The following is a 10,250-nucleotide window of genomic DNA, read 5'->3' as shown; positions in this document are numbered from 1 at the left end:
TTTTTAGCCATAAAAAATCCCCTCCGGTCAACAAGGATAAGTCCATCTTATCGATGTCCTTTTTCTCTTGTCTACCATGAGGGGATAATACCACTGCGATCGGGTGTCTTTTGCTGCCTGAAGCTATTTTTCCAGTTTGTTGATCGCGCCGTACGTCCGCTCCGGCGCATTTTCCATCTGATACCAGTTCCCTTGGAACTCATAGCGGTCCTGGTAGACGTTGATGCTCGCCTTGGTCGTGCCGACATCGAGGATGAACGAGACCATCGGCACCGTGCTTTGCACGAGGCGGCCTTCACCTGCCGGGAGAGCCGCGCCTTCCTTCAGCACCGGAACGAGGCTGTTTGCTTTGGCCTTCGCTTCGTCCCCTTCGAACTTCCACGTTTTCGGCAGGTCGGAGCCTGCCTTGGTGGTCATGACGATCTTCGTCGTTTGCAACAGATCATCGAACTGAATCGACTCACCCGTCGGCTTCTCCTCATGCGCCGGTTTCGGCGGCTCAGCAGTCTGCGGCGCGCACCCGGCGAGAATCAGTCCGGCGCACAGGCCCGCTGCGATCAATCGTTTCATTGCATGTCCTCCGTTTCTTGCTACGCTCCCTGCGCGTTGGCCGTCTGCTGGTCTTTGGGATCTTTGACAGCAAACCGCAGCCACAGCGCGTTACTTATCATTGTACACGCCGAGATGAAAAAGAGCGAACTAATCCCGAATGTGCCCCCGATAAATCCCCCGACGTTCGGACCGCACAAGTTGCCGAGGAACATCGCCGATGTGTTGTAGCCGAACATCCGCCCTTGCAGCTCATGCGGCACACGCGTCCGGATCAGGGAGTTTACCTGCGGCATCAGACCGCCGATGCACATGCCCAGCCCAAAGCGGCAGATCATCAGTTGCCACGGCGCGGTGACGAACGCCTGCGGAAGGTAGAACAAGGCCGCGCCGCACATCGCGAGCATCAGCACTTTTTTATAGCCGATCTTATCGCCGAGCCGGCCGAGGCGCGGCGAGAAGATGATGTTGGCAATCCCTGTACAGGCGGTGATCATCCCGGCGATCAGCGCCACGTTTTCCGCGTTCGGGGCCAACTGCGCGACGTACAGCGACATCATCGGGTCGATCATCATCATCGAGAAGGTGATCAAAAACGACACGATCAGCACCGGCCAGATCATCTTCAAATGATCGAGCATCTCAAAGTGGCGCCGCTCGCCTTTGGCTTTCTTCGCGGCCGGAGCCGGTTTTTTGAACTCCTCTTTGACGAAGACGACGACGATGACCGTCGCGATCAAGAGCAGCCCTGCCGTGAACCAGAACACGCTGCGAAAGCCGAGAAAATGGGCGAGCACGCCGCCGACGAGCGGGCCGATGATCTGCCCGGACACCCCGCCTGTCTGCAAGGTGCCCAGCGCGTAGCCGACATGCTCCTTGGGCGTGTTGGTCGCCATCAGCGCGACGGCGGCCGGGATGAAGCCGGAGATGATCCCCATGCCGATGCGCAGCGCAAACAGCTGCTCCACCGAGGTGACAAAGCCCATCAAGGCCATGACGATCGACATGCCGATCGCGCTGCGCAGAAGCATCACTTTGCGCCCGGTCTTGTCGGACAAGGCGCCCCAGATCGGCGCGAAGACCGCCGAGGCCATAAAGGTGCCGGAAAAAACCAGCCCTGCCCACATCGCCAACTCTTTCGGATCGGTGACGCCGAGGTCTTCAATGTAGAGAGGCAAAAAGGGCATGACCAGGCTCATCCCCATCATCACCGTAAAGTTGGCAAACCATAGTACAATTAAGTTCCGCTTCCAAAGTGGCATGGACTTTCCTTCTTTCTGTGATGTACAATCACCTCAAGACACCTCTTACATACCTATTGAACGAAGGAGTGAAATTTCAGGTGGCACAAGATGCGTTTCAGGTAGTAGTCCGCGGTCTTGTTGAACGTGAACTTGACTTGGAATATTCTGACTTTATCAGCGGAAAATTGGGTCCGCTCCTTGATGTTACTCCTATTGTACCAACCTTCACGGGAAAAGCGACCCCAGTTTCTTCGCTTATCGAAATAATACAGCCGTTTGCGGAAAGCACGCACGCCGTTTTTCACGCTAGCGACGATTTTCAAGCTGTCCTGCCTAAAGCTGACTTACAAAATGCCTACCTGCTGTTTCAACAGGAGGACCTGCCGCTGAAAAAAGGCTTTCCTGTGCGCCTGCTGGTACCGGACGGGCACAGCGAATGCCTGAATGTCAAATCGGTGGTAAAGATCGAATTTGTGAAAACGGACCCCGGACAAACGGCGGCGTTTGGCTTTAAAAATACCGTATCGCCGGAAGAGTTGTAGCACATGGTAAGTCATGGGCATACGCTGATGCTGGAGTACAAAATCCGCAAGTTCATCACGACGAAAATACTCGCCAACAACGAGTATGAGGAAGACCGGCTGGCTAAAGGCGACGGGTATCTGCACAAGTTGCTCCAAGTCGTCCCGGCCTATGCCGAAAACGGGCAGATCCTCGGCAGCCGCTTTACGGAAGACGGGTCGCAGATCATCGTCCAGGCCCAAGTGACGGTGCCCGGCGTGACGAAAGCAGATGCGATACGCTATCTCGACCAGTTTCGCGGGGACATCCCCGATGAATCCTCGCTGATCGTACTTGAGATTGTCGAGACTGCAAAGTAGTAAAAAACCCCCGCTGAAGGGGGTTTTGTGATACCCTAAAAGCAGATCGCCTTGGGTTGCAATACGTAAGGGGGAACCGCCTGTGTCAAAGGATACGCTTTGTTGCGGGCTGACGATGAACGCGATCATGAGAAGCGTCTACTCCGAAGGCGGAGTGCTGATTCATGACGTGCCGATGCTCGTCTGCCCTACCTGTCATACAAGTCACCTCGCCCCCGAGCTGGAGCTTGATTTCATCATGCTGGCACACCATGCGGAGACGGATGGTGTCAGGATTGCCTCGCTGGAGGAAGCGATCGGGACGGACAAGATCCAGCAAGTGCTCAGCACTTACCCTGAGGACGAGCGTCACCGCACCGGCCGCCGCGTCTTGCCGGAGCAGATCGACTCGCTGCTCGACATGATCAACATGGCCAAAACGCTCGGCGACGAGACTTGGCATGCCGAACTACTGGCCCAGCTCAAGCAGTTTTCCAGCTGGGCGAATGTCAGATCACGCTGAAGACAAGCAGTGTCACCACCGCTTGCCGTTTGGCAGCTCGTGCCGGATTCGGTCTAGATGACTTCAAATTCTCCGCAGATCAGACCGTCTTGGTAGGTTTTTAAATGATGGCGGATGGTGATCATATCATTTTGCTTGAGGAACTCGTCAAATTCGCTTTCCGTCATCTTGCATTCCATGACGGCGCTGTTTTTCGGAAAGAAATGTTGCAGGGACTTGTCACGGTTCATCTTGGCATATTGATCATGGTACAGCTGCACAGAAATCATCAGAACGCCTCCTCTCGTTTAGGATGGACGTCTATAGGATATGTAAAGGCCGAACATGCTAAACGCCCCCATCGTTTGCACGAACGGGGGCGTTTAGCTCGGTTTCTTTCGGTCAACGGTATCCATGACACTCTCCTTGTTCGTCATCTGAAGTAACATCCTCGCATGACTCACAACGATTCTTGGATCGGCGGATTTCGTCTCCCTCGAAGAAACCTCCGCATTCGAGGCACACAAATTCCAACCCCTTTCACCTCCTTCTTCTCAATCATCCCAACTTCCTTATTATAGACCAAACCGCTAAAAAGATCAGTAATACCAAGGACATCTTCATAATTTGTTTAGATTCATTCTTCGTCCTCTGCCGCGACTCTTCTTTATTGTATGCAAAAGCAAACGATCCTGAACTAAACAAAATCAAATTATTATCGAATGCTGTCTAAAAACCGCGCATGAAGGAGGATTTCTTGATGTATGCACAAATGACAGGGGTTGCCTTGTTTGGCCTGCAAGGGATGATCGTGCAGGTCGAAGTCGATTTAGCGAACGGTCTGCCCAGTTTTGATCTGGTCGGACTGCCGGACAGTTCGGTGCGCGAAGCGAAAGACCGGGTGCGAGCTGCGCTGCGCAACAGCGGATTTGATTTCCCGTTGCAGCGGATCACCGCCAATCTGGCTCCGGCCGGGCTGCGTAAGGAAGGAGCAGGGTATGACCTGTGTCTGGCGCTGGGGATTTTGGCGGCGGGCGGAATGATGCAACAGCCGTTGCCTGAGCAGTTGGCGGCCGTTGCCGAACTCGCGTTGGACGGGACGCTCCGACCGGTGCGCGGCATGCTGTCGCTGGCGCTGGCCGCGAAGGAGCAAGGCGTGAAAAGGCTGCTCGTCGCAGCGGAGAATGCCCGGGAGGCCGCATTGGTCGGCGGGGTGCAGGTCTATGCGGCCGGGTCGCTGCGCGAGGCGTATGAGTTTTTAAATGGAAGAAAAGAAATAGCGCCGTTTGCGGCAGAAAGTGCGGCGATTGCCGAAAGCGGGGGCGGCGAGGATGATTTCTCCGAAATCAAAGGGCAGCCGCATGTGAAGCGGGCGCTGGAGATCGCGGCGGCCGGGTCGCACAATGTGCTGTTGATCGGCCCTCCTGGAAGTGGCAAGACGATGCTGGCGCGGCGGCTGCCGACGATTCTGCCGCCGCTGACGGAGGCGGAGTCGCTGGAGGTGACGCAGGTGTACAGCGTATCGGGGTTGTTGCCGCGTGGCGGGACGATGCTGCGGGCGCGGCCGTACCGCTCGCCGCACCATACGATCTCCGACGGCGGGCTGATCGGCGGCGGCACGATTCCCAAACCGGGCGAAGTGACGCTGGCGCATGGCGGCGTACTGTTTTTGGATGAGCTGCCCGAGTTTAAAAAATCGGTGTTGGAAGTGCTGCGCCAGCCGCTGGAAGATGCGAAAGTGACGATCGCGAGGACGCAGGCGACGTATACGTTTCCGAGTCGGTTTTTGCTGGCGGCGGCGATGAATCCCTGTCCGTGCGGGTATTACGGTTCGAATTACAAGCCGTGTACCTGTACCCCGCTGCAGATCACCCGTTATCGCAGCAAGATCTCAGGGCCGCTCTTAGACCGAATCGATCTGCATATCGAAGTGCCCCGCGTCAAATACCACGACATCAAAAGCGAGGCCTGCGAAGAGACGTCCGCCAAGATCCGCGAGCGGGTGACAGCAGCCCGCGCCCTTCAGCATACGCGCCTCAAAGACCGCGCGTTCCCCTGGAATGCCGCCATGACCTCCCGCGACATCCGCCTCCACTGCCGCCTCACCCCCGAAGCCGAATCCCTTCTTGAAGATACGTTCGAACAGCTTGGCCTCTCCGCCCGCGCCTATGACCGGATTCTAAAAGTCGCCCGCACGATCGCCGATCTGGAAGGCGCAGCTGACTTGGATATCGCCCATATCGCGGAGGCGATCCAGTACCGGGGACTCGACCGGAAATTCTGGGGCGAGTAAAAGATACAACCCACAATCAATAACGCCGGCTGCCTGTTTGTCTCACTGCTAGTAAGAAAGTTGTGACGTTGAGCAATCACAAGAACTGCCCGTTTTAAATCAAACAGCCAGTTCGTCTTGCTGAACTGGCTGGGTCCTGTTATTGCAGCGGCACTTTGTTGCGTTTGCAGAAAGCTTTGATCGCGTCTTTCAGTTCTTGGAGCTGCTCTTTTTTCAGCGGGATCATCAGGTGCTGCGGCTTGCCATTGCTGTCGAAAGCGGTGATGACGTGCTCTTCGATGACGATTCTCTGCAGGTCATCAGGGGCGAACTCGCGCCGCTTGAACATGCTCTGTAATAGAATGCTGTTGTTGTTGATTTCGATGTATTGTTTGCGCAGCAAAAACACGAGTAGCATCACCGCCAGCACGCAGAGTCCGGCTGCGATCGCCACGATGAGCGGGTCCGTTTTTTTGAGGGCAATGTTGATCCAGATGTACGGCGATACGGCAGCAATGGCGATGAACATCCAATTGCGTTCCCCTGTAAATTTCATTCTGCTTCTCTCCTGCTCCATAGTTTGTCCTTCCCCAGTATACCAAAAAAGACCGCTCGCCATAGTGTGGATTGCAGTCTTTTTGCTTCCGATAACCTTTGCCTATGTTAGCGAGGCCAGCGCCGGGGCTTCCACCTCGGGACGGACGGAGAAGCAGGAAACGCCGATGCGGAGGGCTTGCTTTTGTGCATGCGGCCAAGCGCATATCCGCACACGCCTGTTCCCAGCGCCCACCAGACCGCAGAAGGCACAGCGAACGTTGTGGGATCAGCTTCAGCAGCGCTTTGCAACTCCAGCGTGTTCGGTGTGGCGCTGGCGATGCGCACCGTCTCCCCGTTTAATTTGACTTCCGTGCTGCCTTGGGGCAACAGAACAACCTGATCTCCTTGACGGAAGATCAGGTTGCCCGACGAATCGAAACCTCCATACAGCCAGCCGTCAACGACCGACTGTCCAACCGTTTTCGTTTCGCTTCCCTCTCCCCCGCCGATCAGCGCACAGCTTCCGGCCAGCAAGAGGACGGCCAAAAGCAGCGGAACGAGGATCAGCCACGGATGGCGGCGGGTTTGGTAACGAAATTTCCACAAGGGAGACCCCATTTTCATGACGATCGCCTCCTTCTCTTTCCATGTGTATGCAGTTGGTGACCCGTCTATCTTTGGTTCGTCCTCCGCAGATGCCGTGAGCCTGTACCCGTTTCACACATATGCTGATAAAGACCAAACTTGAAAGGAGGTATTCCACATGTGCCGTTATCACGTTGGGAACTGTCGGCCATACGTCGGCAAGATGGTGCACGTGCAAACGAAGGACGGGCAACATCGCGGCGTCGTGGAGCGCGTCAACAGCAGAGGGCTGTATCTACGCCCGGTCGGCATGGCCTCCGGTGAAAAAGAGAATTTGTTCCGCACGCTTGAGGCGCCCGCTTCCGACATAAACGCTGAACACATCTTTTACGGAGGGTACAGACGCGGATTCGGGTACGGACGTGGCTTGGGGTACGGACCTGGCTTAGGGTACGGACGTGGCTTGGGGTATGGCTACGGTTACAACCCGGCAGCGTTTTTTGTTCCGTTCCTGACCATTCTCGCCCTGACCGGCCTGTTATTCTGGTAATCTCGCAGGCATGAAAAAGAGAGGGCTCATTTGCCCTCTCTTTTTGTGTGCTTATTTTTTCTTTTTCGGTTTGCTTTTATTGTTGTTGGCAGCCTGCATGCGCTTCGACACCTGCATGAGCTGCTTTTGGTTGAGGTTCATGCCCATGGAGCGGGCCATCGATTGGATATCTTTGTCGGACATTTGCATGTTGGTCATCTTGTTCTTGAGGTAGTAAACACCGCCGATGGCGCCGAGTACCAGACCGAGTACCAGCGTACCGATCGCAATGAGTGTGGTTGCTAAAGTGGACATGAGTATGTATCCTCCTACGTCTATCTTTCTTTTCCCATGATACCACAGGCGACAGGGTTTTAAAAAGCGTTTCGTATATGGCGGATGTTTTGCACATGATCGGAGTGACGATGCAGGTAGACGACGATGACGTCGAAGCGGAAACGGCGATAGAAATGCTGGTGTGCGGAAAGGTAGCGGGCGGCGAGGTGGCGGACTTGACGCTGTTTGCGCCAGTCGACCGATTCTTCGGCGGTGCCGAAGCGCCCGAGAGTCGTCCGAGTGCGGACTTCGAGGAACAGGAGGGTATCGCCTTCTGCGGCGATGATGTCGAGTTCGCCATCCTGGCAGCGCCAGTTGCGGGCGATCAGCACGCAGCCTTGCTGCAGGAGCCAGTCGCTGGCGATCTGTTCGCCCATGGCGCCGGTTTGTTTGCGGGAGCGGGTCATGTGTCACGCTCCCTTTTGTCGATGCGCTGGACAAAGGCGAGGACTTCTGCAACGACCTGGTAGAGGTCGGACGGAATCTCTTTGCCGATGTCAAAAGCGAGCAGGGTTTCGACGAGCGCGCGGTCTTCGTGCAGCGGCACATCGTGTTCGGCTGCGACCGACAGGATCTGCTCGGCGACCGCCCCGCGTCCGCTGGCCACGATGCGGGGAGCCGAATCTTTGTTCTGATCGTAGTGGATGGCGACTGCCTTTTTGCGGGTCGGATCGGTCATGATTCGGCCCTCCTCTCGTTTGGATTAGATCTTCAAGTCAAACTGCTTGTGAGTGAGAATCGGTGGAAGCAGCGGCTCTGCTGCGCCTGGCTCCTGCTGTTTTTTGTCCTCAACTTTGAGCACGCCGAGGTGGAAGCCGACTTTTTGCAACGCGTCACGCAGATCGCGCTGATCAGCCGGGGTCACCGCCATGTCGGCATGTTTTTCCGAGAGAAAGCGGACGCCGACCACTTTGTCGACGATGTGCAGGTGGATGTCCAACTCGCCTAAGTTTGGCATGTCGAGGCGGAACAGGACGTAGCAGTTGGCCGGATCGATCGTTTTTTGACCATGGCTCTTGCGGGCCATGACGTGCAGTTCCACCGTCTGTTCGTCTTTGCCATGGCGGACCGGGACGGCGGCGAACTGATACAGCAAGTCGGCGCGGTCGCCACCGGACGTTTGCATCAGCTGCTGGCCGGTGACGTTTTTCAGCACGGTGCTCAGATCTTGCTGCAAGCTGCCCAGTCCGGCGGCATCGAGTTCGGCGGCGGCCGCTTGGGTGAGGAGCAGGGCGTGCTTGAGCGTCGTGCCTTGCTCGGCAGCCGATTGCAAAGCGTGCTGGAAAGTGTGGCGAATCTGGGCCGTATCGCTGTCCGGCGGCAGACGGCGCAGGGCGTGGGCGAGCTGCTCTTCGAAGTTCAGGCCCAGTTGCTTTGCTTTGTCAGCCAGTTGGCCTGCCTGCTGTGCCGTGTTGTCCGCGCCTTGAAGCATTTGGGTCGTGACGTGCAGAAGCAGCTCCAGATTGGTGCGCGTCGGTGTAGAGAGCGTGCTTGCAGAGGGTGCTGCCTGATTATTTCCCGGAAAATGAGCGGCGTTTGCTGCGGCCACGCTACGCGGATTTGCAGTTGCCGGGGAAGCGGATTGCGTAGTTGCAGTACCTGGAACGGTGCCGCTCGCTGACGTGTTTGCTGTTCCGTGTGCCGTGGTTGCAGCACCGCCTGCTGAAGCACTCGCTGCTCCCGTTGCCGGTATGCCGTTACCTGCTGGCGTGGTTACTGCTCCTGGCGAGGTACTTCCTACCGAAGGACTCCCCGCCCCCGGTGCCGGTGTACCGGTACCTGCTGGCGTGATTCCTGCTCCTGATCCGGCACCACTTGTTGAAGCACTCGCTGCTCCCGGTGCCAATGTCACAGTGCCTGCTGGCGTGCTCACTGCACCTGACGTGGCACCGCCTGCTGGAGCGCTCGCTGCTCCCGGTGCCGGTGCACCGGTTCCTGCTGGCGTGTTTACCATTCCTGAAGCGGCACCGCCTGCTGAAGTGCTCGCTGCTCCCGGTGCCGGTGTACCGGTACCTGCTGGCGTGTTTACCGCTCCTGAGGCGGCACCGCCTGCTAAAGCATTCGCTGCTGACGGCGTACCACCAGCACTTGCTGCAGACGAAGCAGCACCTGCCGCTCCCGGTGCCGTTGTCGCTGTACCTGCTTGCGTGCTTGTATTGCCTGCAGCGCCAGATTGGAGGCTAGTCCCTGTCGCCCCGCCTGTGCCAACTGGCCGTGCAGATTCGGGAAAGAGCCCTTGCAAGGCGGTCTGAATCTTCGTCAGCAGATCATGCAGCTTCGGCCCCGCCTCCAGCGTGTGCATCGCTTCAAACGTGCTGGGCAGGATCGGAATGCCAAGCTCTGCCATCTTGCCAAGCGTCGTGATGTGCGCCGGCGTAACTTGCGGCAGATTGCGCAGAACGGCAAGCGCCGCGCGCACCGTCTCCTGCTTCAGCGGCACGCCTCGGGACGCCAGCTCTTGCACCAGCGCCTTGGTCTCTTCCGTCTCCGGCAAACCGAGCGCGCGGACAAGGCCCGCGATGTCGAGCTGTTTGCCACTCTCGCCGCTTTTGATCGGCTGCCCGACCACTTTCAGCTCCATTGCCCCCTGCTTCTGCTCCCCCGTCACCAGCAGATCGACCTGGTCGCCCGGCTTGACGTTAGCATCCAGCCGCGCCCGCACATTCTTGCCGCCGATCTGCAGCCAGACTTCATCCTTGCCCGCCTGCTGCATCAGCGTCGCCCGCACCACACTGCCCACTTTCAGCTCCAGCTTCCCTTCCAGTTCCTTCGCACCTTGCAGCGTGGACAGGACGATCTGTCCGACTTGCCCCGCATTGATTCGCATCGCACACCC

The 10,250-nt window shown here is 57.2% G+C and carries 14 protein-coding genes; 5 read left to right on the top strand and 9 right to left on the bottom strand.

The annotated features are described in order from the left end of the window. Positions 1-123: 123 nt before the first annotated feature. Positions 124-570, bottom strand: coding sequence for a hypothetical protein (locus EV586_RS18845; protein WP_132946614.1), 447 nt, complete (start codon positions 568-570; stop codon positions 124-126). A gap of 20 nt (positions 571-590) precedes the next feature. Then, positions 591-1,811, bottom strand: a complete 1,221-nt coding sequence (locus EV586_RS18840; protein WP_132946613.1) for an MFS transporter — start codon at positions 1,809-1,811, stop codon at positions 591-593. An 80-nt stretch (positions 1,812-1,891) separates the two neighbouring features. Between EV586_RS18840 and EV586_RS18835 the strand changes: the two genes are divergently transcribed. The 3 genes from EV586_RS18835 (at position 1,892) to EV586_RS18825 (ending at position 3,176) form a co-directional block, all read left to right on the top strand. Continuing rightward, the gene (locus EV586_RS18835) at positions 1,892-2,335 is read left to right on the top strand and encodes a molybdopterin-dependent oxidoreductase (protein WP_165898706.1); all 444 of its coding nucleotides are present in this window, start codon (positions 1,892-1,894) and stop codon (positions 2,333-2,335) included. A gap of 3 nt (positions 2,336-2,338) precedes the next feature. Next, entirely contained in the window at positions 2,339-2,674 is a 336-nt protein-coding gene (locus tag EV586_RS18830; RefSeq protein WP_132946611.1) for a hypothetical protein, read from the top strand. 82 nt (positions 2,675-2,756) lie between these two features. Beyond that, the gene (locus tag EV586_RS18825; RefSeq protein WP_243653090.1) at positions 2,757-3,176 is read left to right on the top strand and encodes a hypothetical protein; all 420 of its coding nucleotides are present in this window, start codon (positions 2,757-2,759) and stop codon (positions 3,174-3,176) included. A gap of 53 nt (positions 3,177-3,229) precedes the next feature. Here the strand turns inward: EV586_RS18825 and EV586_RS18820 are convergent, their stop codons facing one another. After that, positions 3,230-3,445: a hypothetical protein gene (locus EV586_RS18820; RefSeq protein WP_132946610.1), complete on the bottom strand. Its 216-nt coding sequence runs from the start codon at positions 3,443-3,445 to the stop codon at positions 3,230-3,232. A 470-nt stretch (positions 3,446-3,915) separates the two neighbouring features. Between EV586_RS18820 and EV586_RS18815 the strand changes: the two genes are divergently transcribed. Next, on the top strand, positions 3,916-5,448 hold the full coding sequence (locus EV586_RS18815; RefSeq protein ID WP_132946609.1) for a YifB family Mg chelatase-like AAA ATPase: 1,533 nt from the start codon (positions 3,916-3,918) through the stop codon (positions 5,446-5,448). A gap of 139 nt (positions 5,449-5,587) precedes the next feature. Here the strand turns inward: EV586_RS18815 and EV586_RS18810 are convergent, their stop codons facing one another. Together EV586_RS18810 and EV586_RS18805 are read right to left on the bottom strand one after the other, a co-directional pair. Next, positions 5,588-5,983 (bottom strand): hypothetical protein, encoded by a 396-nt coding sequence (locus EV586_RS18810; RefSeq protein ID WP_132946608.1) that lies wholly within the window; start codon positions 5,981-5,983, stop codon positions 5,588-5,590. A 107-nt stretch (positions 5,984-6,090) separates the two neighbouring features. Next, complete coding sequence (locus tag EV586_RS18805) at positions 6,091-6,588, bottom strand: hypothetical protein (RefSeq protein ID WP_132946607.1); 498 nt, start codon at positions 6,586-6,588, stop codon at positions 6,091-6,093. A gap of 139 nt (positions 6,589-6,727) precedes the next feature. Between EV586_RS18805 and EV586_RS18800 the strand changes: the two genes are divergently transcribed. After that, on the top strand, positions 6,728-7,099 hold the full coding sequence (locus EV586_RS18800) for a hypothetical protein (RefSeq protein ID WP_132946606.1): 372 nt from the start codon (positions 6,728-6,730) through the stop codon (positions 7,097-7,099). Positions 7,100-7,150: 51 nt separating this feature from the next. Here the strand turns inward: EV586_RS18800 and EV586_RS18795 are convergent, their stop codons facing one another. Genes EV586_RS18795 through fliK form a run of 4 tightly spaced genes read right to left on the bottom strand, consistent with a single transcriptional unit; the run spans position 7,151 to position 10,241 of the window. Then, a complete protein-coding gene (locus EV586_RS18795) occupies positions 7,151-7,393 on the bottom strand; it encodes a YneF family protein (protein WP_132946605.1) in 243 nt (80 codons plus the stop codon). A 59-nt stretch (positions 7,394-7,452) separates the two neighbouring features. Beyond that, positions 7,453-7,821, bottom strand: a complete 369-nt coding sequence (locus EV586_RS18790; protein ID WP_132946604.1) for a YraN family protein — start codon at positions 7,819-7,821, stop codon at positions 7,453-7,455. Beyond that, positions 7,818-8,093 carry an EscU/YscU/HrcU family type III secretion system export apparatus switch protein gene (locus tag EV586_RS18785; RefSeq protein WP_132946603.1) on the bottom strand — a complete coding sequence of 92 codons (276 nt, stop codon included), beginning with the start codon at positions 8,091-8,093 and terminating at the stop codon, positions 7,818-7,820. Before EV586_RS18785 ends, EV586_RS18790 begins: the two co-directional genes overlap by 4 nt. Positions 8,094-8,117: 24 nt before the next feature. Beyond that, positions 8,118-10,241, bottom strand: coding sequence for a flagellar hook-length control protein FliK (gene fliK, locus EV586_RS18780; protein WP_132946602.1), 2,124 nt, complete (start codon positions 10,239-10,241; stop codon positions 8,118-8,120). Positions 10,242-10,250: the final 9 nt, after the last annotated feature.

The organism is Tumebacillus sp. BK434, assembly GCF_004340785.1.
In the GTDB taxonomy this organism is placed as follows: domain Bacteria; phylum Bacillota; class Bacilli; order Tumebacillales; family Tumebacillaceae; genus Tumebacillus_A.
Note: the sequence above shows the minus strand (reverse complement) of the source record. Positions and strands in the feature narration are given on the sequence as shown.